The sequence below is a fragment of the Streptomyces shaanxiensis genome (genome assembly GCF_039537145.1).
Taxonomy (GTDB): Bacteria; Actinomycetota; Actinomycetes; order Streptomycetales; family Streptomycetaceae; genus Streptomyces; species Streptomyces shaanxiensis.
This window is the reverse complement of sequence record NZ_BAAAZY010000012.1, coordinates 44098-65825: the sequence shown is the minus strand read 5'-3', so window position 1 is coordinate 65825 and position 21728 is coordinate 44098. Positions and strand designations below refer to the sequence as shown.

Annotated in this window: 22 protein-coding genes and 1 pseudogene; 6 read left to right on the top strand and 17 right to left on the bottom strand. The window is 70.2% G+C overall.

The features are described 5' to 3' along the window. Positions 1-17: 17 nt before the first annotated feature. Positions 18-1421, top strand: a complete 1404-nt coding sequence (locus tag ABD932_RS23280; protein WP_345015480.1) for a condensation domain-containing protein — start codon at positions 18-20, stop codon at positions 1419-1421. A gap of 74 nt (positions 1422-1495) precedes the next feature. On the opposite strand, the gene ABD932_RS23275 is transcribed toward ABD932_RS23280, so the two are convergent. The 8 genes from ABD932_RS23275 to hemL form a co-directional block, all read right to left on the bottom strand. Further along, positions 1496-1900, bottom strand: coding sequence for an SRPBCC domain-containing protein (locus ABD932_RS23275; protein WP_345015479.1), 405 nt, complete (start codon positions 1898-1900; stop codon positions 1496-1498). 63 nt (positions 1901-1963) lie between these two features. Further along, positions 1964-3064, bottom strand: a complete 1101-nt coding sequence (gene ccsB / locus ABD932_RS23270; protein WP_345015478.1) for a c-type cytochrome biogenesis protein CcsB — start codon at positions 3062-3064, stop codon at positions 1964-1966. Further along, complete coding sequence (gene resB / locus ABD932_RS23265; protein WP_345015477.1) at positions 3061-4785, bottom strand: cytochrome c biogenesis protein ResB; 1725 nt, start codon at positions 4783-4785, stop codon at positions 3061-3063. The genes ccsB and resB overlap by 4 nt, the downstream gene beginning before the upstream one ends. A 3-nt stretch (positions 4786-4788) precedes the next feature. Further along, positions 4789-5562: a cytochrome c biogenesis CcdA family protein gene (locus ABD932_RS23260; RefSeq protein WP_345015476.1), complete on the bottom strand. Its 774-nt coding sequence runs from the start codon at positions 5560-5562 to the stop codon at positions 4789-4791. 1 nt (position 5563) lies between these two features. Beyond that, the gene (locus ABD932_RS23255; RefSeq protein WP_345015475.1) at positions 5564-6181 is read right to left on the bottom strand and encodes a TlpA family protein disulfide reductase; all 618 of its coding nucleotides are present in this window, start codon (positions 6179-6181) and stop codon (positions 5564-5566) included. Positions 6182-6247: 66 nt separating this feature from the next. Next, positions 6248-7549, bottom strand: coding sequence for a polysaccharide deacetylase family protein (locus ABD932_RS23250; protein ID WP_345015474.1), 1302 nt, complete (start codon positions 7547-7549; stop codon positions 6248-6250). A gap of 164 nt (positions 7550-7713) precedes the next feature. Next, positions 7714-8415 (bottom strand): histidine phosphatase family protein, encoded by a 702-nt coding sequence (locus tag ABD932_RS23245; protein WP_345015472.1) that lies wholly within the window; start codon positions 8413-8415, stop codon positions 7714-7716. Then, entirely contained in the window at positions 8412-9746 is a 1335-nt protein-coding gene (gene hemL / locus ABD932_RS23240; RefSeq protein WP_345015470.1) for a glutamate-1-semialdehyde 2,1-aminomutase, read from the bottom strand. Before hemL ends, ABD932_RS23245 begins: the two co-directional genes overlap by 4 nt. A 617-nt stretch (positions 9747-10363) precedes the next feature. Here hemL and ABD932_RS23235 point away from each other — a divergent pair. Next, positions 10364-10801 carry a hypothetical protein gene (locus ABD932_RS23235; protein WP_345015469.1) on the top strand — a complete coding sequence of 146 codons (438 nt, stop codon included), beginning with the start codon at positions 10364-10366 and terminating at the stop codon, positions 10799-10801. Positions 10802-10900: 99 nt separating this feature from the next. Here the strand turns inward: ABD932_RS23235 and ABD932_RS23230 are convergent, their stop codons facing one another. Genes ABD932_RS23230 through ABD932_RS23220 form a run of 3 tightly spaced genes read right to left on the bottom strand, consistent with a single transcriptional unit; the run spans position 10901 to position 13061 of the window. After that, entirely contained in the window at positions 10901-11560 is a 660-nt protein-coding gene (locus ABD932_RS23230) for a class I SAM-dependent methyltransferase (protein WP_345015468.1), read from the bottom strand. A 25-nt stretch (positions 11561-11585) separates the two neighbouring features. Then, entirely contained in the window at positions 11586-12284 is a 699-nt protein-coding gene (locus ABD932_RS23225; RefSeq protein WP_345015466.1) for a type 1 glutamine amidotransferase domain-containing protein, read from the bottom strand. A gap of 15 nt (positions 12285-12299) precedes the next feature. After that, a complete protein-coding gene (locus ABD932_RS23220; RefSeq protein ID WP_345015465.1) occupies positions 12300-13061 on the bottom strand; it encodes an SDR family NAD(P)-dependent oxidoreductase in 762 nt (253 codons plus the stop codon). 145 nt (positions 13062-13206) lie between these two features. Between ABD932_RS23220 and ABD932_RS23215 the strand changes: the two genes are divergently transcribed. Next, positions 13207-13815, top strand: a complete 609-nt coding sequence (locus ABD932_RS23215; RefSeq protein WP_345015464.1) for a TetR/AcrR family transcriptional regulator — start codon at positions 13207-13209, stop codon at positions 13813-13815. Positions 13816-14175: 360 nt separating this feature from the next. Continuing rightward, positions 14176-14475, top strand: coding sequence for a hypothetical protein (locus ABD932_RS23210; RefSeq protein WP_345015463.1), 300 nt, complete (start codon positions 14176-14178; stop codon positions 14473-14475). A 45-nt stretch (positions 14476-14520) separates the two neighbouring features. Here the strand turns inward: ABD932_RS23210 and ABD932_RS23205 are convergent, their stop codons facing one another. Continuing rightward, a complete protein-coding gene (locus tag ABD932_RS23205) occupies positions 14521-15057 on the bottom strand; it encodes an NAD(P)-dependent oxidoreductase (RefSeq protein WP_345015462.1) in 537 nt (178 codons plus the stop codon). 11 nt (positions 15058-15068) lie between these two features. Between ABD932_RS23205 and ABD932_RS23200 the strand changes: the two are divergent. Continuing rightward, positions 15069-15329 (top strand): annotated as a pseudogene (locus ABD932_RS23200) (MFS transporter); the annotation flags it as partial. An 86-nt stretch (positions 15330-15415) separates the two neighbouring features. Further along, the gene (locus tag ABD932_RS23195; RefSeq protein WP_345015461.1) at positions 15416-16039 is read left to right on the top strand and encodes an ABATE domain-containing protein; all 624 of its coding nucleotides are present in this window, start codon (positions 15416-15418) and stop codon (positions 16037-16039) included. 174 nt (positions 16040-16213) lie between these two features. On the opposite strand, the gene ABD932_RS23190 is transcribed toward ABD932_RS23195, so the two are convergent. The 5 genes from ABD932_RS23190 to ABD932_RS23170 form a co-directional block, all read right to left on the bottom strand. Further along, on the bottom strand, positions 16214-17479 hold the full coding sequence (locus ABD932_RS23190; protein ID WP_345015460.1) for an ArgE/DapE family deacylase: 1266 nt from the start codon (positions 17477-17479) through the stop codon (positions 16214-16216). Between the two features lie 148 nt (positions 17480-17627). Next, positions 17628-19049 (bottom strand): sensor histidine kinase, encoded by a 1422-nt coding sequence (locus ABD932_RS23185; RefSeq protein WP_425587503.1) that lies wholly within the window; start codon positions 19047-19049, stop codon positions 17628-17630. Continuing rightward, positions 19050-19787 (bottom strand): response regulator transcription factor, encoded by a 738-nt coding sequence (locus ABD932_RS23180; protein ID WP_345015458.1) that lies wholly within the window; start codon positions 19785-19787, stop codon positions 19050-19052. Between the two features lie 143 nt (positions 19788-19930). Continuing rightward, positions 19931-20545 carry an FMN reductase gene (locus ABD932_RS23175; protein ID WP_345015457.1) on the bottom strand — a complete coding sequence of 205 codons (615 nt, stop codon included), beginning with the start codon at positions 20543-20545 and terminating at the stop codon, positions 19931-19933. Further along, the gene (locus ABD932_RS23170; protein ID WP_345015456.1) at positions 20542-21636 is read right to left on the bottom strand and encodes an LLM class flavin-dependent oxidoreductase; all 1095 of its coding nucleotides are present in this window, start codon (positions 21634-21636) and stop codon (positions 20542-20544) included. The genes ABD932_RS23175 and ABD932_RS23170 overlap by 4 nt, the downstream gene beginning before the upstream one ends. Positions 21637-21728: the final 92 nt, after the last annotated feature.

The window sequence follows — 21728 nt, the reverse complement described above, 5'->3', positions numbered from 1 at the left end:
CGCGAATGGAGCCGCCCGTGCGAATGACCGACATCCAACGCTGCGAGGTCCGGCCCGGACGTCTCGTCGAATGGACGCTCAGCCCGGCGACCGTCGCGACGGCGGCGGGCCTGCCCGAGGACTCCAGGCCGCCTGCGTATGTCCAGGAGTCGCATCTCAGGACGGTCCACTCCGTGCGTGAGGACGACGGCCTGTTCCTGCCCACCTGGCTCGGCACGGCGTTCGACATCCCGGGCCGGGTCGATCTCGACGCACTGGAGGACGCGCTGCACAGCTGGACGCTCCGGCACGAGACGCTGCGCAGCGGCTTCCGCTGGACCGGTGGCGAGATGCACCGGTTCACGGTCGACGCCGAAGCCGTGTCACTCCACCGCGAGGTGGTGGGCAACTTCCCCAGCGCGCCGGTACTGGTCCGCTACCTGCAGGACCGCTTCGATACCGCGGCGTACGCGCTCGGCTGGCCGAACTTCATCTACACGGCGGTCGTCCGGGAGGACTGCACCAGCGTGTACATGGCCTTCGACCACAGCAACGTCGACGGCTACTCGATCATGCGTATCCCCGCGGAGATCCACGACCTCTACGCGGCGCGCCTCGGCGGTCGCACTCTGGAGCGGGCACCGGCCAGCAGTTACGTCGACTTCTGCGAGATCGAAAGGGAGGAGGCGGACCGGATCGACGACGACCACGCGATCGTCGCTCGCTGGCGGGAGTTCATCGACCGATGCGACGGACAGCTGCCGAACTTCCCCGTCGACCTGGGCCTGGAGGCCGACGGCCTGCAGGCCCAGAAGCTCATGTGCGAGATGCTCGTGGACGCCGAGGCCGCCGCCGCGTTCGAGGCCTACTGCCGCCCCTACGGCGGAAGCCTGGTCGGGGTGCTGGCCGCCACGAGCCTTTTCGTCCACGAGATCGCCGGACAGTCCGTCTACCGCACGGTCGTGCCGTTCCACACCCGGGACAGGGCCCAATGGTCGGACTCCGTGGGCTGGTTCGTCGGCGCCGTACCGATCGAGATTCCCGTGTCGGCCGCACCCGACTTCCGCAGCGCCCTCAAAGCCGTGCGCACCGAACTACGGACCAACAGGCCGCTCGCCCGTATCCCCCTCGCCCGGGTCCTGGACCTGCTCGGCTCGGACTTCCGCCCGACGTCGCCCGATCTGTACTCGGTGGTGTCGTTCCTCGATGCCCGGGGCATCCCCGGATCCGCCCGCTGGACCGACCTGAAGGCGTACGGACTGGGCAGGGTGACGTACGGCGACAAGGTCTACGTGTGGTTCAACAGGCTCCACGAGGGCGTGTGGTTCACCTGCCGCTACCCGGACACCGAAGTCGCGTACAAGAACATGCGGCTGTACGTGGAGCGGCTGCGGGACATCATCGCCTCGACCGTTTCGTCCTCGCTCCGACAGTTTTCGTGACCCGACGGACATCACGCGATCCAGTCCACCTGCCGCCGGCGTCGTAGCGGTCGTGGGCCCCCTGCGAGAGGGGGTCACGGGCTCGCTTCGCATACGTCGATCAGGCGCTCGAAGCGCGCCCGCCACCGCTGCTCCGACTCCTCCCCGCCCCGGAACTCATGGGTGAAGCGCAGGGCGCTGCCCTCGTCCCCGTCCCGCTCCAGATGGAACCGGAGCCGGCCGCCGCCCTCCAGGGTGTACTCGGCGACCCGCTCCACGTCCCACGCGGTGACCCGCCCGGATCCCATGTCACGCAGCGTGACCGCACCGCCGAGCCGGGGCTCCAGGACGTCGGCGGGTGTGAACCACGCCGCGAGGCCGTCCTGGGTGGCCAGCGCCGGCCAGACCGTCTCCATGCGCCGGGGCAGCCGCACGAGGAAGTGCAGGATGTGCGTGTTCCCGTGGGCCTGGCTGGTGCCCTGTTCGATGGAACCGGTCATGACACCAGCCTGACTCCGCCGGGGGCGATGCGCGACCCTTACGGCCGCTGACCTGCGCGGTGGTCAGACCCCGGCGTACGAGTGCTTGCCGGAGACGAAGATATTGACGCCGTAGTAGTTGAACAGCCAGCAGCCGAAGGCGATGAGGGCCAGGTAGGCGGCCTTGCGGCCCTTCCAGCCGGCCGTGGCACGGGCGTGCAGGTAGCAGGCGTAGGCGACCCAGGTGATGAAGGACCAGGTCTCCTTGGGGTCCCAGCCCCAGTAGCGGCCCCAGGCGTCGCCCGCCCAGATGGCGCCCGCGATGATCGTGAAGGTCCACAGCGGGAAGACGGCGGCGTTGACGCGGTAGGAGAACTTGTCGAGGGACGCCGAGGCGGGCAGCCGGTCGAGGACGGAGTTCGCGAAGCGACCCGGGGTGCCGCCGTTCGCCAGCTTGTTCTCGTACGAGTCCTTGAACAGGTAGAGCAGCGTGGAGACGGCTCCGACGTAGAACACCGCGCCGCAGAAGATCGCCGTGGAGACGTGGATGTACAGCCAGTACGAGTGAAGGGCGGGAACCAACTGGTCACTGGCGGTGTACAAGACAGTGACGGCGAGGCCGAGATCGAGGAGGACCGTGGTGATCAGGAACAGCCCGAGCCAGCGCACGTTCTTCTTCAGCGCCAGCAGCGAGAGGTACACACCGACGGCGACCGTGGAGAAGGTGATGTTGAACTCGTACATGTTGCCCCACGGCGCCCGCTCCACCGAGAGAGCCCGTGTCAGCACCCCGCCGAACTCGATCAGGAAGGCGAGGACGGTGAGGGAGATGGCGATACGCCCGTAGAGGTCGCCCTGTGCGTCCCCGCCGTGTGCGCCGGGCCCGTCCGGCACGTCCCGCTGCCCGGCCGTGGCCCGCACGACGACCTTCGGCCGCTCCAGTACGGCGGTGGAACCGCCCTGCTTCACAGTGACGGCGGGCGCGGCGGCCTTCTTGGCCTTGGCCGGGGTGAGCGCGGCGGCCGTGCGGCCGACCTTGCTGCGGCTGCCGAGGAGCCATTCGGCGATGTACGCGAAGAAGGCCAGGGTGTAGACGGCCATCGACGAGTAGATCAGCGTGTTGCTGATGTTCGCGAGGTTTTCGTTGGTGGCGGCGGCCAGCTCGGTCGCGGCGGCGAGAGTCACTTGGTCTCAGCCCCTTCGGCGGGTGCGACTTGGGGGTCGGGGGAGGAGGGATCTGCGGGTTCGTCGTCGGGGTCGGGTGCCCCCGGCGCCTGGTCGTACAGGATCCCGGCGAGGTCGCCGAGTTCCTCGGGGACCTTGGCGGACTCGCTGCGGCCGAGGCCGGCCATCTCGACGACGGTGACGCCGTCGGGACCGGTGGTGGCCCGCACCCACACGCGGCGGCGCTGGATGAACAGGGAGGCGGCGAGGCCGAAGATCGCGGCTACGGCACCGGCGAGCGCCCAGCCGCTGCCGGGCTGGCGGGCGACCTGGAAGCCGGCCCACTCCTTGATCTCCTTCTCGAAGGTGATCGAGCCGGCGCCGTTCGGGAGCTTCATGGTCTCGCCGGGCTTCAGGTTCTCGCGGAGCTGCTCGCCCTTGGAGTTCTTGAAGCCCTTCAGCTTCGTCTTGTCGAGCTGGTACACGCTCTGCGGGAGCCCGGCGTTGACACCGAGGCTGCCGTGGTAGGCCTCCAGGTTCAGCACCGGGTTCAGCAGCGCCGGGAACTGCGAGACCACCGCGGTGCCGGGGCCGCCGTAGGACGGCAGGAAGAAGGCCTGGAAGCCGAGCTGGTCCCACTTGCCCTCGGCGTCCCGGTAGCCGTCCATGACCTTGATCGCACCGGTGGAGGTGACATTGCCGTCGAGTGGAAGGAGGGGGACGGCATCGCTGTAGACGACGGTGCCCTTGCCGTCGCGGACCGTGATGACGGGGGCGTAGCCGTGGCTGACGAGGTAGACCTTCGAGTCGCCGATCTCCAGCGGCTCGTTGACCTTGACGGTGGTCTTCCGGTCCTTGCCGTCGGCGCCCGCGCTGTAGGTGAGGTCGGCCTCGTAGGTGCGCGGGGTGCCGCGGTTGGGGCCGGTCGCCTCGTAGGTGCCCTTGAAGTCCTTGAGGGTGAAGCTGAACGGGTCGAGGTCGTCCTGCGTGAAGAGGCTGCCGGACTTGAAGTCGTCGTACTGGGTGAGGGTGTTGGAGAACCCGTCGCCCTCGACGATCAGCTTGTTGCCCTCGGACTTGAACAGCTGGCCCCAGGCGAAGGCGATCAGCATCACGATCAGCGCGATGTGGAAGGCGAGGTTGCCGACCTCGCGCAGATAGCCCTTCTCGGCGGCGACGGCGTCACCGGCCAGGTGGGCACGGAAGCGGCGCTTCTTCAGCAGGGCGAGCGCGGCCTCGCGGACCTGCTCGGGCTCGGCCTCGGTGCGCCAGGTGGTGTAGGCGGGCAGCCGGGTCAGGCGCTTGGGGGCGCCCGGCGGGCGGCCGCGCAGCTGGCCGACGAACTGCCAGGTGCGCGGGACGATGCAGCCGATGAGGGAGACGAACAGCAGGATGTAGATCGCGGAGAACCACACCGAGCTGTAGACGTTGAAGAGGCCGAGCTTGTCGTAGACCGGCGCGAGCGTCTCGTGCGCCTGGCGGAACTCGGCGACCTTCGTGTCGTCGGTACCGCTCTGCGGGATGAGCGAGCCTGGGATCGCGCCGAGCGACAGCAGCAGGAGCAGCAGCAGCGCGACCCGCATCGAGGTGAGCTGGCGCCAGAACCAGCGGGCCCAGCCGATGACGCCGAGGGAGGGCAGGCTGGCGATCTCCTCGGCGGGGGCGGTGGAGAGCTGGGAGCCGGCGGCGCCCAGGTCCTCGTCGCCGGCGGCCGGGGTCGGCTCGGTTGTCGTCTTGCTCATCGATCAGATCCCCACAGTGAAGCCGTCGGACCAGACCTGCATCTCCTGCACGATGCGGTCCCACGCGCCGGTCAGCAGCAGCACACCGGTCACGATCATCATGGTGCCGCCGATGCGCATCACCCAGACGTAGTGGCGCTTGACCCAGGCGAAGGCGCCGAGTGCCTTGCGGAAGGCTACTGCGGCGAGCACGAAGGGCACGCCCAGGCCGAGGCAGTAGGCGACGGTCAGTATGGCGCCGCGGCCGGCACTCGCCTCGTTGTAGGAGAGCGCGATCACGGACGTCAGGGTCGGGCCGATGCACGGCGCCCAGCCGATGCCGAACAGCGCGCCGAGGACGGGGGCACCGACCAGCCCGGCCGCGGGCCGCTTGTGGAAGCGGAACTCCCGCTGGGTCAGCCACGGCATCAGGCCCATGAAGAAGACGCCCATGGCGATCATGAGCACGCCGAGCACCTTGGACAGGACGTCCTTGTGCTCCTGGAGGCTGTTGCCGAAGTAGCCGAACAGGGCCCCGGTGGAGACGAACACGGCGGTGAAGCCGAGCACGAACAGGGAGGCGCCCATGACCATCCGCCCGCGCCGCGCCTCGGCCAGATCGGTGCCGGCGACTCCGGTGACGTACGACAGATAGCCGGGGACGAGGGGCAGGACGCACGGGGAGAAGAAGGAGACGAGACCGCCGAGCATCGCGATGGGCAGGGCGAGCAGCAGGGCGCCGCTCAGCACCGTCTCGTTCGGGCCGGCGGCCGCGGCGAGCGTCGTGAGTGCGCTCACGTCACTTCTCCGCGAGGACGGGCTTGAGCATGCTGCGCAGCGTCTCCTCGCTGAGGGGCGTCAGCGCACGCGCCGCGATCCCGCCCTTCCGGTCGATGACGAGGGTGGACGGGATCGCCTGCGGGTTGAGCGTGCCCTTCTCGAAGCGGAGCATCTGCTTGCCCGTGGGGTCGTACAGGCTGGGGTACGTGACCCCGAACTCCTTCTCGAAGGCCTTCGCGGGGGTGGTGCTGGTGTCCCGGGTGTTGATGCCGACGAACTCGACACCCTGGCCCTTGACGTCGTCGTAGACGGTCTGGAAGTTCTTCGCCTCGGCCCGGCACGGCGGGCACCACGACCCCCACACGTTGACGACGAGGATCTTGCCCTTGTAGTCGGCGGTGCTGAGCTGCTTGCCGTCGATGGTCTCGCCGGAGAGCTCCGGCGCCGTGGTGCGCTTGCCCTGCGCGACCGTGTCGATGCCGTTGCTGCCGGGGACGAAGTTGGTGTCACCACCACCGCCCGACAAACCGCCCGAACTGCACGCGGACAGGGTCAGCGCGGTGACCGCGGCTGTGGCGGCGAGCAGAACGGTACGGCTGCGGTTCGAGCGCAGGGGGGCACGGCTGGCGGCACTCATGTGAAAAGTTTCGCATGTCCGTTCCGGGGATCTTGCGCACCCCCCTTGCGGACGGAAACCCGCATTTCAGGCGGCGTTCGAGGTGCTCCCCGAGGACGGCGTTCCGGTGCTCGCGCCGGTGTCCTTCAGGAACTCCTTCCAACCCCCGAGCGGCTGCTGCCCCTTCCCCAGCGTCCGCAGCTTGGCGAGGACTTCCGGCTTCTGTACGTCCATCCAGTCCACGAACTGCCGGAAGGAGACGAGCCGTACGTCGCCACCCTTCTCCTTCTCCCGCGCGATGTGCTTGAAGGCCTCCTCGACGGCGTCCATGTAGATGCCGCCGTTCCACTGCTCGAAGTGGTTGCCTATGAAGAAGGGTGCGCGGTTTGTCTCATATGCCCGCTTGAAGCCCGCTATGTAGGACCCGGCGGCCTGCCGGCGCCAGCCCGGGTAGTTGTGGGCGGGCGCGTTGGTCGAGTTGACCGACTGGTTGGCGAGCATGTTGTAGTCCATCGAGAGGACCTCGAAGCTGTGGCCGGGGAACGGTATTCCCTGCAACGGCAGGTCCCACAGCCCCTGCTTCTTCTGCGGCCACACCTGCAGGCCGCCGGACGAGGAGGCGTCGTAGCGCCAGCCGAGCTCACGGGCGGTGGGCAGCAGGTTGTCCTGGCCGAGGAGGCAGGGGGTGCGGCCGCCGACGAGTTCCTTGTCGTAGTCGAAGGGCAGGGAGGGCAGGTCGGTCCACCCGGAGTTCGTCCGCCACTCCTTGACGAAGGCCTTGGCCTGGTCGATCTCGCTGCGCCACTGCTTCGGCGTCCAGTTGCCGACGGTGCCGGTACCGCCGCAGAAGTGGCCGTTGAAGTGGGTGCCTATCTCGTGCCCTTCGAGCCAGGCACGCCGCACGTTCGTCAGCGTGTCCTTGATGTGCCCGTCGGTGAGGTAGCCGATGTCGGAGGCGCCGCGCGGGTTGTTCGGGGGGTCGTAGAGCCGCTTCTTCGACTCGGGCAGCAGATACAGCCCGGAGAGGAAGAAGGTCATGGACGCGCCGTGCTCCTTGGCGAGGTCCAGGAAGCGCGGGAAGAGGCCGTTGCCGACCTCACCGGCCCCGTCCCAGGAGAAGACGACGAACTGCGGCGGCTCCTGGCCGGGCTCCAGCGGTTCGGGCTTGCCGGGCTGGTGGGGCTGCTTGCCGGTGTAGGAGGTGGAGCCGTCGCCTATGGGGCGGGCACGGTTCGCCTGCGTTCCGGGCTTGTTGTCCGCGCCGTCGCCGGAACCTCCGGTGGGGTTCGACCCATCTGACGAGGTGAGAGTGGAGCATCCCGCGAGTCCGACGGCGGCCGCCGTACCGACACCGAGCCCGATAACTCCCCTTCGGCTGAAGTTGCCCATGACTGCCCCATCCGTCGTGCTTGCCTGGTGGTCACCCAGTCAGAGGGCACGACGAACGGGGAGGTTCCTCCGGATCACGGAGGATTGGCAACAAATGTCACAAAAGCGTCTTGGGTGCCGAACGTGACTTGGGCGCCGAACGTGTCGTTGGCGCCCGACACGCCTCAGGCCCCGAAGGCCTTGTCCTTCCCCTTCACCGGCTTTGCGCCGGCGCGGAGATGGGCGGGCACGAGATCGATGGCGGGCTCGGTGTACCCGACGGCCACGATCCTGTCGCCCTGGTACGTGAACGTCGTCAGGGACGCGAGCGTGCACTGCCGTCTGCGCGGGTCGTGCCACAGCCGCCGCTTCTCGACATAGCTCCGCACGATCCAGATCGGCAGCTGATGACTGACCAGCACGGCCTCGTGCCCACGCGCCGCGTCCTTGGCGGAGTCGAGCGCGCCCATCATGCGGACGACCTGGTCGACGTACGGCTCACCCCAGGACGGCCTGAACGGGTTGACGAGGTGCTTCCAGTTCTCGGGCTTCTTGAGGGCGCCGTCGCCCACGCCGAAGGTCTTGCCCTGGAAGACGTTGTCGGCCTCGATGAGCCGCCCGTCGGTCGCGAGGTCCAGCCCGTGCGCCTTGGCGATCGGCGTCGCGGTCTCCTGCGCCCGCTCCAGCGGGGAGGCGCAGACGTAGGTGACGTCACGGGAGGCGAGATGCTCGGCGACCCGGTCGGCCATCTGCCGCCCGAGCTCGGAGAGGTGGTACCCCGCGAGACGGCCGTAGAGGATCCCGTCCGGGTTGGCCACCTCGCCGTGCCGCATGACGTGGACGACGGTGATGTCGCTCTCGCTGCTGCGGTTGATGTCGTCGCTCATGCCGCCGTGGCCTCCGCCGCCGCTCGGGCCGCCGCCGGGAGGGCGTCGGCGATCCGCTGGACGGCCTGCTCGTCGTGTGCGGTGGAAACGAACCAGGACTCGAAGGACGAGGGCGGCAGATAGACGCCCTGGGCCAGCATCGAGTGGAAGAAGGCGGTGAAGCGGAAGGACTCCTGCCGCTTGGCGTCCTCGTAGTTACGGACCTCCCGGTCCGTGAAGAAGACGGAGAACATGTTGGAGGCGTTCTGCAGCCGGTGCGCGACGCCTTCCTTGGTGAGGGCCTCGGTGACGAGGGACTGGAGGGTCTCCGACACCGCATTGACCTTGTCGTAGGCGGCCTCGTCGAGGAGCCGCAGCTGGGCGAGGCCGGCGGCGGTGGCGACCGGGTTCCCGGAGAGGGTGCCGGCCTGGTAGACGGGCCCGGCGGGCGCGAGGTGGGCCATGACGTCCGCACGCCCACCGAAGGCGGCGGCGGGGAAGCCACCCCCCATCACCTTGCCGAAGGTCATCAGGTCGGGCTTGACCCCGTCGATGCCGTACCACCCGGCGCGGCTGGTCCGGAAACCGGTCATGACCTCGTCGGAGATGAAGAGGGCGCCGTTCTTCCGGCAGGCGTCCTTGAGCCCCTCGTTGAAGCCGGGGAGCGGCGGGACCACGCCCATGTTGCCGGGCGAGGCCTCGGTGATGACGCAGGCGATCTCCCCGGGGTAGCGGTGGAACGCCTCGTGGACGGACTCAAGATCGTTGTACGGAAGGACGATGGTGTCGCCGGCCTGGGCGCCGGTGACGCCCGGGGTGTCGGGCAGGGCGAAGGTGGCGACACCGGACCCCGCCGCGGCGAGCAGCGAATCGACATGCCCGTGATAACACCCGGCGAACTTGATCACCTTGGACCGCTGGGTGAACCCGCGGGCGAGCCGGATGGCCGACATGGTCGCCTCGGTGCCACTGGAGACGAGCCGGACCTGGTCGACGGGTTCGATCCGGGCGACGATCTCCTCGGCGAGCGCGACTTCACCCTCCCCCGGCGTACCGAAGGAGGTGCCGCGGGAGACGGCGTCCTGGACGGCGGCGATGACCTCCGGGTGGGAGTGCCCGAGGATCATGGGCCCCCACGAGCAGACGAGGTCGACGTACTCGCGCCCGTCGGCGTCGGTCAGATACGGACCGGTGCCGGACACCATGAACCGCGGCGTCCCGCCCACGGCCCGGAAGGCGCGCACCGGGGAGTTCACGCCGCCCGGTGTGACGGCGGCCGCACGGTCGAACAGAGCCTGCGAGGCAGGCGCATCGTATGGATAGGGCGTTCCTGAAGAGGGCGCTTCGCTCATGACCTGCGACTACTCCGACCTTCTCTGACCTTCTCCGATGATCTCGGACTCCGGTTGCCAGTGACCTCCTCAGGGTAGGCCAGGGGGCGGCGACGGCAGTGGGCCACCGCTGCCCCGACGCCGGCTCTCCCGTGCGCCTCTGCTCCTGCGTTCCTCCGTCCGCCCCCTCCGCTCCCCCGCACCCCCTCCCCCTCCGGCCTCCTTCGCCCCGCCCCCCGCCGGGGATCTGCGAGACTGGTCGTGATACTCACAGCTCATGCGGGGCGTGATGGTCGGGGACTGAAAAGATCCTGCGGACAGGTGTTTCAGCGCACGTTTCGGCGGGCGGCCGTGGGGGAGGTCACTGACACGATGATCGGGTTGCGCGGCGGGGGCCACGCGTCCTAGAAAAGCAGTCGGGTGGAGATATGCATCGCGGTGGCGGACTGGGCGAGGGGACTGATGACCTGGGTCCTCGACGTGCCCGGCGGGGAAGGCACCGACGCGACGCGGAGGATTCGAACGAAGCACGTAAGGAACACGTAGTACCGGATATGCCGGGTGTACCTAATGAGTCAGAGCGGGCCGACCGACGCAGCGATCGCGATCGGCTGAGGGTGAGCAGGAATGGTGGTCGGGTGGGGGTGACGTACAAGTACTTCGGCGCGCCCGACGGTGCGACCGCGGCCCGCGTCCCGATCTCGATGCGCCCCGAGGAACTCGGCGGCGACGAGCTCGGCATGAACGGCATGTTCACCAAGATCAAGCCGGAGACGATGGCCGCGATGGTCCTGACGGGCATCGAAGGCGTCCCCCTGCACAAGGTCCCGCCGCTGGAGCTGGTCGTCCTGCACCCCGACTACGCGGTGGTCAAGCTGCCGATGACGGTGGTGGACCCGCTGCGGGGCATAGGAGAGGAAGCGGTCAGGGCGGCCGCGTTCATCTGGTCGACGGTGCCGGACCGGGGTGGGCCCCGGGACGCGTTCAATGTGTATCAGTTGCTGCACGAGTGGCAGGACTTCAGCCACCGCCTGCATGAGGCGGGGCATCAGCCGTATTGCCTTGTATGGCCCTGAGCTGGGGCTTGTCTCGGATTGGGCGGGGTTTCGGACCCCGCCTTCTTCATGTTCCCGGAGCCTTCATGCCGGCGTGAGCGTCGATCACCGCGAAGGGCGTCATGGGCGGGGTCTGCGGGCGTGGAGGACGAAGGCCGGGGGTGTGTTGCGCCATATGGTGCGGCTGGGGACGACTTCCTCGAAGCGGTCGGCCAGCAGCTCGCGGAACCGTCGGGCGGGGGTGAGGGGGACGGCGTGGAGGTAGGTGAACGCGGTGAAGGCGCCCGCCGGGGCGAGTACCGCGGCTGTCGCGTCCAAGAGCTGATGTTGGGTGGCGGAGGGAAAGATGGCCCAGGGCAGGCCGCTGACCACCACGTCGGCGCTCTCGATGCCGCGATCGTCCAGTAGGTGGCGCAGGTGGACGGCGTCGCGCTGGATCACCTCCGCCCCCGGGTGGCGGTGGCGCAGGCGCTGGGCGAGGAGTGGATCGATCTCGACGGCCAGGTGGCGGCCGCGCCCGCCGAGCCGGCGCTGGATCTCGGCCGTGAACGGTCCGGTGCCGGCACCCAGTTCCACCACGACGGGCTCGCCACGTTCGGGTACGGGGGCGCAGACCGCCTCGGCCAGGTGGCGCGAGCTGGGCGCGATGGCCCCCATGCGGGCCGGTGAGCGCACCCACTGCCGCAGGAACAGGGTGTAGTCGTTCGGTCCCTGCGAGGGCTTGCAGAGACGGCAGTGCCGGACTGATCGGTGCGCGGTGCTGGTGGTGCTGGTGGTCATGTAGATGCCCTTGTCTTCGTACCGCTCACTCGGTCTCGGCCAAGGCCGCGAGAATCAAGTCGCTGACGGCTTTGGTGGACACCGGGTTCTGGCCGGTGATCAGGCGACCGTCGCGCACGGCGTGCGGTGTCATCGGGACGGTGGGGCGCACGTACCTGGCTCCCTGCGCGCGCAATGCGTCCTCCAGCAGGAACGGCACCCTGCCCTTCACACCGGCCAGGCTTTCCTCGACCGTCGCGAAGCCTGTGACGGTGCGGTTCCGTACGAGCGGATTCCCGTCGGTGTCACGGAGGTTGATGAGGGCGTAGGCACCATGGCAGACCGAGGAGGCGATGCCGCCCCCGGCGTAGACGGCCTCGGCTGTTTCCCGCAGGTCGGTGCTGTCGGGGAAGTCCCACATGGTGCCGTGCCCACCCGTGAAGAAGATCGTGGAGTAGTCGTCCGGATCTGCGTCGGCAACGGAAGCGGTGGACTTCAGGGAGGTCATGAAGGCCGGGTCGGCGCGATAGGTGCGAACCGTCCGGTCGGCGAACAGCCGGCCGAGGCTTCGAGGGTCGAGCGGCACCTCGCCGCCGGCGGGGCTGACCACATCCACGGTGTGGCCGTCCTTGACCGCCTTGTCGTAGAAATGGACGAGTTCACCCAGCCAGAGGCCGGTCGGGTGCTTGCTCGCCCCGTAGGTGGCCTGGTTGGTCACCACCGCCAGAATCCTTCTCCGTGCCACTTCTCCCTCCTCTCCTCAGACCTGCTCGGTGGGGCGTACGAGGAGTTCGGCGACGGCCACGTGCCGGGGGCGGGTGACGATGTAGCCGACGGTGTCGGCGATGTCGCGGCTCTGCAGGCGGTCGATGTCGCCGAGGGCGGCGACGATGTGCTGCTGGATGACGTCGGGGTTGTGCGTGCGCAGTTCGGTGTCGACGCTGCCCGGCTCGACGACGGACACGCGGACGTGCTGGCGTGCCAGTTCCTGACGCAGTGCCTCGCTGAAGGCGCCGACGCCGAACTTGGTGGCGCTGTACACGGCGGACATGGCGTAGGCGTTGCGGCCGGCGAGCGAGCCGATGTTGACGATGTCGGCGACCTGGCGCGGCTGTTCGGCGGCGGCCTTGACCAGGTGGGGGACGGCCGCGTGAGCGGTGTACATCAGGCCCATCAGGTTGATGTCGATCATGCGCCGCCAGTCGTTCAGGTCCGCGCCGGGGGCGGGCCCGAGCAGCATGAGACCGGCGTTGTTGACCAGGATGTCCAGGCGGCCCAGGTTCTCCACGGTCCGCTCGACCGCTTCGGCGGCGGTCTGGGCGGTGGTGATGTCGGCGGGCACGGCAAGGGCCTTGCCGCCGGCGCCCGTGATTTCCGCGGCGAGGTCGGTGAGCCGGTCCTCACGCCGGCCGACCACGGCCACGGAGGCGCCCTCGCGGGCCAGCTCCAGGGCGGTGGCATGGCCGATACCGCTGGAGGCCCCGGTGACCAGGGCGACGGTTCCTTCGAGACGACGAGTCATGGTTCAAACCTTTCGATGAACGGCCACGTTGGTCGGGCCGTACGGATGAGGGAGACATGGCCCTCTTGGTGTGGGCTGTACCTGTTGGTGTGGGCCGTATGGGGGTGCGGGCCCCTCAGGACTGGGCCGAAGGCACAATGAGGAAGTGAGCATCAGCGGGCAGAAGACCACCGACACCACGCGTCGAGGGACCAAGGAGGACGGCGACCTGCCGCCCCGCGAACGCCTGGTCCGGGCCGCGTCACGCCTGTTCTATTACGAGGGTGTTCGCGCGATCGGCGTGGAGCGGCTGATCGCCGAGGCCGGGGTGACGAAGGCGACCTTCTACCGGCACTTCGCCGCCAAGGACGACCTGGTCGTGGCCTATCTGCTGACCAAGGACGCCTACTACAAGGAGGTGGCCGAACCGCTGGCCGCCGGGCACCCGCCCGCGGAGGCGCTCGACCTGATCTTCGAGGCGATCGCCGAGCATGCCCGCGAACGCGGCTTCCGCGGATCGCCGTTCCTGAACGCGGCCGCCGAATACCCGGACGCCGACCACCCGGTGCGCGCCCTGGTGACATCCCACCGCAACTGGATCCGCACTCTCTTCCAAGGGCTGCTCACCCGGCTCGGCCACGCCGACCCCGACTCGGCCGCCGGCGCACTGCTGATGCTGTACGACGGCGCGATGGCCGCTGGCTACCTGGACGACACGACGGCCGCCCACAAGACCTTGCTGGACGCGGTCCGACTGATCCGATCGGGAGACTGACCCCGTCGGGAGTGCGTGCAGCAGCGGTTCTGTTCGGGGCCCCGGCCGGGCCGGGGCGCGGATTGGCTTCATGGAACCCTTTGATCTCTCTTCGATGCGCACCGGTGACCCACTGGCAATCACGGGGGTAGGAAGACCGGTCGTTCTACCTCTCGAAGATAACCCCCTCGGCGTCCACACGCCACAGATCGGCCCACTTGTGGGCTCCGTCACCCGAACGCCGTCGACTGACGCGCCGCCCCGCAGTGATCGGCTTGCGCGCACACCTCTGCACTTCGCGCACCGTTCATCCCGCGGCCACACATCCAGGGCGGCGGCAAGTCCGTCGTGGTCGGCACAACGGAGAGGAAGCCCTTCATCGTGGCGATCACCGCCACGGGCAGCTCCGGGATCAACGCGGCCTACGCCGACGTCTGGAGCACGGCCACCGCCACAGGTTTCGGCTACCACGACAACCTGGGCTGCAAGGCCGTCAGCGCCACCACCGCCACCTGCTCGCTGAGCTTCGCCATGAACCCGGGCCGCTACGGACTGGAGAACGCGCAGGCGGGGGCCTGGCAGACGGGCTCAAGCCTGACGGCGCCACACCTTCGCGGGCACCACGACGACGGCCTCCGCGAAAGCCACCGGCGACTACGTCGACACCAAGTAGCCGGCTGACGCCGTGCACCGCCCGGTGCACGGCGTCAGCCGGTGACCGCCACGTCAGTCGCTGATGACCGGGCTGCGCCGGATCCACTCACCGCCGTGTGCCGCCCGGTGCATGAAGGCGGCGACGTCCGCCCGGCTGATCGACGGGTTGCCCTTCATCGGCAGGCGGTCGTCGGCGTGGTACGTGCCCTTGGCCGGGCCGTGGGTCAGCTTGGTCGGGAGGACGACGGTCCAGTCGAGGTCGGTGGAGCGGATGCTCTCGTCGGCGATCGCCTTGTCGGCGTAGAGCGACCGCAGCAGGGTGCTGTAGATCAGCTTCTGCGGGGTGCTCGACCAGTCGTAGGTGTGGCCGACGCCGAACGACGACAGCCACACAAGGCGGGATACGCCCGCTTCCTCCGCCGCACCGATCGCGGCCGCCGAGGCACGGGTGAAGAGGCCGTCGGCGCGCACCGAGTTGCCCCTGCCGAGGGCGGAGAGGATCGCATCGTGCCCGGCCGCGGCGGCGGAGACGTCGCGCGTCGATGTGGCGTCCGCGGTGATCGGCGTGACCCGGCCGGCCAGGTCGCCCAGGCCCGCCGGGTTGCGCACCAGGGCCGTGAGTCAACACGATGCAGCAGGTCGGCGGTTCACTCGGCACCGCCCTGCTCAACACCCTGTTCGCCGGCTCCCTCACCGACCACCTGGCCGGCAAGGACCCCAGGGACCCCGCGGTCCTCGCGCAGGCCAGTCTGGAGGGCTACTCCACCGCCTACTGGTGGTCCGCCGTCTTCTTCGCGGTCGGCCTGGTCGTCAGCGTGGTCCTCTACCGGCGCGGCGCACCCGCCCAGGACCCGGACGCGGCACCCGTGGTCCACATGTGAGGCCCGCCCCGGCCGAGGCCGCCCCGACCTCGCCGATCCGACGGACGGAACCCGGCGCGACACCCGAGCCGCGCCGGGTTCCTACCATGAGAGCCATGAAGGAGACCGTCAGCGCCATGAGGGAGACCGCCGAGCCCCCGATCCCGCCCGCGCCCGGGGCGGAGCAGTACCCGTCGCTCGCGCTCGTCAACAGCGTGATCGCGCTGCCGGGCGGGCAGTTCGTCGACTTCCTCGGCACTCCGGCCGCGGCGAACCAGTGGCTCGTCGAGCGTGACCTCGCGCCGGTCGACGCCGGCATGCGGGAGATGTGCGCCGCCCAGCTGCGTGCGCTGCGGGAACAGATCCGGTCGCTGTTCGACTCGCGGGTCGCGGCACTGCCCGCCCTCCCCGCCGCCCTGACCGCCGTGAACGACGCGCTGACCAGGGTCCCGACGGCCCCGCTCCTGAAGTGGGACGACAAGGACGGCCCGTACCGCGCGGCCCCGCACCCCACCACCGAGATCGTCGACCACGCCCTGGCGACCCTCGCCGCCGACGCCGCCGACCTCCTCACCTCCCCCGACGCCGAGCGCCTCACGGCCTGCGGCTCGGCCCCCTGCAACCGCTACCTGCTCCGGCACGGCCGCCGCCACTGGTGCTCCACCCGCTGCGGCGACCGCGCCCGCGCGGCCCGCGCCTACGCCCGTCGTACACGGCCCGAGAGCGGCTGACGGTCAGGGCGCCCCCGCCGGAGGGGGCCCTGGGTATACGGGGGGGTGCCCCCCGGCGGTCACACCCCGTCGATCCCGCCCAATCGATCCCGCCCAATCGATCACGCCTCGTCCGGACGCGCGCACTTGACAAGGAGGTAGCGGCCGGCGACCTCGTGCCCGCCTCGCGCCGCCTCACTTCGTACCGACAGCCCGCACCACAGTCACCGCCAACGTCCGCGCCACCTCCACCACTTCGGCGAGCGACACCCGCTCCCGCGCACTGTGCGCCACCCGGATGTCCCCCGGCCCGAACTGCAGCGTCGGGATCCCCGCCCCGGTGTACAACCGCAGATCGCTCCCGTACGGCGCCCCGCACTCCCGCAACCCCCCGGCTCCCACGGCGTCGGCGTACGCACCCCGGATCACCCCCGGCAGCGGATGCCCCTCCGGCAGCCGCCCGCTCGCGAACTGCCCGCCCGGCCAGGTCACGGTCGGCGGATGGTCCCGCAGCCATGGGTCATCGGCGCACGCCTGCGCGACGCACCGCTCGAAGGCCGCCCGCGCATCCGCCGGGTCCTCCCCCAGCCGTACCCCCAACCGCCCCTCGGCGACGAGCAGATCGGGCACGCTGCTCGCCCAGTCCCCGGCGCGTACGGTCCCCACCGACAGGGCGTAGGGGATCGGGTGGTCGGCCATCAGGGGATGCGGGTCCCGGTTCCGTTCGGTCTCCAGTCGGGCCAGTGCCCGGTGCAGCGGCACATACGCGTCGATCGCGCTCACACCCTGGTCGCGGGCGCTGCCGTGCGCCGCCTTGCCGGGCACGGCGATACGGAAGGTCAGCGCGCCGGCGTTTGCGGTGACGAGGGTGCCGCCGGTCGGCTCGGTGATGACGCAGGCGTCGCCCCGGTGGCCGCGCCGCAGCGTGCCGAAGGCGCCGAGGCCGCCGTCCTCCTCGCCCACGACGAAGTGCACCCCGACCCGCCCGCGCAGCCGCACCCCGGCGGCCCGTATCGCGGACAGCGCGGCGAGGTGGGCCACCAGGCCGGCCTTCATGTCACAGGCGCCCCGGCCGTGGACGACATCGCCGGTCACCCGCGGCACGAACGGATCGCCCTCCCAGGCGTCCGGGTCCCCCGGCGGTACGACGTCCACGTGGCCCTGGAGGACGAAGGTGGGTCCGTCGCCGCCGTCCGGCGTCACTCCGACGAGCCCCCAGGCCTCCTCCCGCTCCGCCTCCGCCCCCGGAAAGCCGGGATGCGCGCGCAGCGCGTCCAGGTCCATGGACCACAGGTCGACATCGAGCCCGAGCCTCTCCAACCGACCCGCCAGCAGATGCTGAAGCTCCGACTCGGCGGCGCTCCCGGTCACGCTCGGCACCGCGATCAGCTCCAGCAGCGTCCGCCCGATCCAGGCCTCGTCGATCTCCGCCAGGACGCCGCCCTCCACGTCATCCAGCACGATGCCGCTCCTCCCCTCGCCCACCGGTCACCGAACCGATAGTCACCCATACCCGGGGAGGTCGGGGAGCGGATGCCCTGAAGAGCCGGGAGCGATGGCCGAGGGAGAACCGGCGGCGACCACCCGTTGGAGCCGGCGGCGAAGCCGCCTACGCGGAGCCCCCCACCGTGAACCCGATCACCGCCCCGCCCCCGTCCCGCCGGAAGGCGAACGGCGCTCCCCCGTGTGACAGCGCCACCTCCCGCACGATGGACAGCCCGAGCCCCGACCCGGGCAGCGACCGCGCGTCGGCGGCCCGGTAGAAGCGGTCGAAGACCCGGATCAGGTCGTCCTCGGCGATGCCCGGCCCCCGGTCGAGGACCTCGACACGCACCGTGCCGGGGATGGCGGGACCGGCGACGTTGATCTCGATCGGGGCGCGGCCGTCCCGGTCGAACTTCGCCGCGTTCTCGACGAGGTTGGTCACCGCGCGCTGCAGCATCCCCGGCCGCCCGTCCGTCGTCGTCTCCCCGCTCGCGCGGACCACTATCCGCCGCCCGGTACGGCGCCGGGCCAGCCCCGCGACATCCTCGGCGATCTCGGCGAGGTCCACCCGCTGGACCGGCCCGGTGTCGGACTGCCCGGCCGCCAGGTCGACCAACTCGTTGACGAGATCGGTCAGTTCACGGGCTTCCTGGCCCAGGTCGGCCACCAGTTCGTCACGGGTGGCGGGAGGCAGCTCGTCGATACGGCGCAGCAGGGAGATGTTGGTACGCAGGGAGGTCAGCGGCGTACGCAGTTCGTGCCCCGCGTCCTGCACCAGGCGCCGCTGGTCCTCCTCCGACTGCGCCAGCCGCCCCAGCATGCGGTCGAAGGCCCGGCCCAGTCGGCCCACCTCGTCGTATCCGGTGACCGGCACCTGGATGCCGAGCCGCCGGGTGCGGGCGACGTCCTCGGCGGCCGCGGTCAGGACGACCAGGCGGCGGGTGATGCGCCGGGCCAGCCACCAGCCGAAGAGCCCCGCGAGCGTGACGACGGCCGCCATCAGCAGCAGGGTCCGCTGCTGCAGCGCCCGCAGCAGGTCCTCGGTGTCGCTGAACTCCTGGGCCACCTGCACCGCGCCCCGCCCGCCGCCGAGCGCGACGGTGGCGACGCGGTAGACGTCGCTGCCGACGCCGACGTCCTTGTACTGGACCATCCGCCCGGCCGTCGCGTCGGCCGCGATCCGCCGGTCGCCGGCCGTGACCGGCAGCCCCGGCCGGCCCGGGTCGACGACGGCACCGTCCGGGCCCAGCACCTGCACATCGGTGCGGGCGGGCCGTACGAGATCGTGTCCGGGCGCCGACGACGAGAAGTCCTCCGGCGTCATCGGCCGCTGTCGTACCTCGCCCCGCAGATCCTGCACGACCTCGTCGAACACGGACTCCTGGTCCACCCGCACCAGCCGCGCGGCGGCGGTGTACGACAGCAGACCGACCAGGACGGTGACCACGGCGGTCACGGCCGCGAACGATACGGCGAAGGTGGTGCCCAGTCCCGATCTGCGCCGCCCCGTCAGCAGCCGTTCGAGCCGACGGCGGACCGAGCCCACTCAGTCCTCCCGCAGCACGTAACCCACCCCGCGCACCGTGTGGATCAGCTGCGGGGCGCCGGGCTCGTCGAGCTTGCGGCGCAGATAGCCGACGTAGACGGCGAGGTTCTTGGAGCCGGGGCCGAAGTCGTAGCCCCAGATGCGGTCGTAGATCGTGGAGTGGTCGAGGACGATGCCGGCGTTGCGGACCAGCAGCTCCAGCAGCTCGAACTCGGTCCGCGTCAGCTCCAGCTCCCGCGCGCCCCGCCAGGCCCGCCGCGCCTGCGGGTCCATCCGCAGCCCGGCGGCCTGGATCAGCCGGTCGGACATCGCGGGCGTCCCGGGCGTCTCGGGGGCCTGCTTCGGTACGTCGACGGGGGCGCCGTTCACCTCACTGGTGCGGCGCAGCAGGGCGCGCAGCCGGGCGAAGACCTCCTCGACGTCGAAGGGCTTCACGACGTAGTCGTCGGCACCCGCGTCCAGGCCGGCGATCCGGTCCTGGGTCTCCACGAGCGCCGTCAGCATCAGGATCGGGGTGCGGTCGCCCTCGGCGCGCAGCACCCGGCAGACCTGGAGCCCGTCGATGCCGGGCATCATCACGTCCAGCACGAGCACGTCCGGCGGCGTGCGATGGGCCTGCGCCAGCGCCTCGACGCCGTCGGCGACCGCGGTGACCCGGTAGCCCTCCAGGGTCAGCGCGCGTTCCAGCGCGTTGCGGATGGCGCGGTCGTCTTCGGCGAGGAGAACAGTCTGGGACACGTGTTCATACTGCCAAGGCCTCCGGCGGTTGAGCCGTGATGAGGGGCATACGATCACCGTTCTTACTGGGCTCTCACCCTCACGGAGCCGCCTGGGGGCCGCCGCCCCCAGACCCCTGCTTCGGCCCTGAAGGGGCCTTGTCCTCAAGCGCCGGACGGGCTGGAAAGTGCCGCCAGCCGCTCGGCGAACGGCACCACCTCTGTCGCCACCCCGCTCTTCGCGGGCCGACTCTTCTCGGGCCGACCGGCCATCAACGCCACCAGCTCCTCCGCGGCCCGCTCGATCCGCCCGTCCAGCCCCTCCGCGCCCCAGTCCTCCGAGGCCGCGTACACCCCGGTCGGGACCACCACGGCGCGCAGATGGGCGAAGAGCGGACGCAGCGCGTGCTCCAGGACCAGGGAGTGACGGGCGGTCCCGCCGGTCGCGGCGATCAGCACCGGCATCCCGGTCAGCGCGTCCTTGTCGATCACGTCGAAGAACGACTTGAACAGCCCGCTGTACGACGCGGAGAAGACCGGCGTGACGACGATCAGCCCGTCCGCCGAGGTCACCGAGTCGATGGCAGCGGCCAGCCGCCGCCCCGGAAAGCCGTTGGTGAAGTTGTGCGCGATCTCCACCGCGAGGTCGCGCAGCTCGACGACCTCGACGACCTCCATGTCCACGTCGGACCGCCTGCCGACCGCCGCCGCCAGCCGGTCGCCCAGCAACCGCGTGGACGACGGCACACTCAGCCCCGCCGACACGACGACGAGCCTCATGCGACGGTCACCTCCTCGGACCCCTTCTTCGCGAGCAGGGAAGCGTGCGTGGGCGCGTCCGGCACCCCGGCGGGCCGCCCGGCCGCGAACTCCTTGCGCAGCACCGGTACGACCTCCTCGCCGAGCATGTCGATCTGCTCCAGGACGGTCTTCAGCGGCAGCCCGGCGTGGTCGACGAGGAACAGCTGGCGCTGGTAGTCGCCCGCGTACTCGCGGAAGGCCAGGGTCTTCTCGATGACCTGCTCCGGCGTACCGACCGTCAACGGCGTCTGGTCCGTGAAGTCCTCCAGCGACGGCCCGTGCCCGTACACCGGCGCGACGTCGAAGTAGGGCCGGAACTCGCGGATCGCGTCCTGGGAGTTGCGGCGCATGAAGACGTGCCCGCCCAGCCCCACGATCGCCTGCTCGGCCGTGCCGTGCCCGTAGTGCGCGTACCGGGTCCGGTACAGCTCGACCATCCGCTTGGTGTGGTCGGCCGGCCAGAAGATGTTGTTGTGGAAGAAGCCGTCGCCGTAGTAGGCGGCCTGCTCGGCGATCTCCGGCGAGCGGATCGAGCCGTGCCAGACGAACGGCGGTACGTCGTCCAGCGGCCGGGGCGTGGACGTGAAGCCCTGCAGGGGCGTACGGAACTTCCCCTCCCAGTTCACGACGTCCTCGCGCCACAGCCGGTGCAGCAGGGCGTAGTTCTCGACGGCGAGGTTGATGCCCTGCCGGATGTCCTGGCCGAACCAGGGGTAGACGGGGCCGGTGTTGCCGCGGCCCATCATCAGGTCCACCCGGCCGTCGGCCAGGTGCTGGAGCATCGCGAAGTCCTCGGCGATCTTCACCGGGTCGTTGGTGGTGATGAGGGTGGTGGCGGTGGAGAGGATCAGCCTCTCGGTCCGCGCCGCGATGTAGCCGAGCATCGTCGTCGGGGACGACGGCACGAACGGCGGGTTGTGGTGCTCGCCGGTCGCGAAGACGTCGAGCCCGACCTCCTCGGCCTTCAGCGCGATGGCGACCATGGCCTTGATGCGGTCGCGCTCGGTCGGCGTACGGCCCGTCGTGGGGTCCGGCGTGACGTCGCCGACGCTGAAGATCCCGAACTGCATGGTCGCTCACCCTCCAGGTTGTTGACCGTTCAACTATACCTGGAGAACGGAGACCGGCGGGGGACTATTCCCGGCCCGCCCGACACCTTCCA